Source organism: Weissella oryzae SG25 (assembly GCF_000691805.2).
GTDB classification, from domain to species: domain Bacteria; phylum Bacillota; class Bacilli; order Lactobacillales; family Lactobacillaceae; genus Weissella; species Weissella oryzae.
In genome coordinates this window covers 1-467 of sequence record NZ_DF820490.1, presented here as the reverse complement: position 1 = coordinate 467, position 467 = coordinate 1, and the positions used below count along the sequence as shown (strand labels likewise).

The 467-nt window shown below is 41.8% G+C and carries 1 protein-coding gene; it reads right to left on the bottom strand.

The window, feature by feature from the left end:
• Nucleotides 1-467, bottom strand: a 467-nt coding sequence (locus TT13_RS11295; RefSeq protein WP_190279628.1) for a hypothetical protein, incomplete at both ends; no start/stop codon positions are given.

Sequence of the window (467 nt, the reverse complement as noted above, 5' to 3'; positions counted from 1 at the left end):
GAATCACTTAGTGAATCCGACGTTGAGTCGCTGCCTGATTCTGAGTCGCTCATTGACTTCGTATCTGAATCACTTGTTGAGTCTGACGTTGATTCGCTACCTGACAATGAATCGCTCATTGAATCTGACGTTGAGTCGCTGCCTGATTCTGAATCACTTGTTGAGTCTGACGTTGATTCGCTACCTGATTCTGAATTACTCATTGAATCGGATGTTGATTCGCTACCTGATTCTGAATTACTCATTGAATCTGATGTTGATTCGCTACCTGATTCTGAATTACTCATTGAATCTGACGTTGATTCGCTACCTGATTCTGAATTACTCATTGAATCTGACGTTGATTCGCTACCTGATTCTGAATCACTTAGTGAATCGGATGTTGAGTCACTACCGCTAATTGAATCACTTAGTGAATCCGACGTTGAGTCACTGCCTGATACAGAATCACTTAGTGAATCGGATGT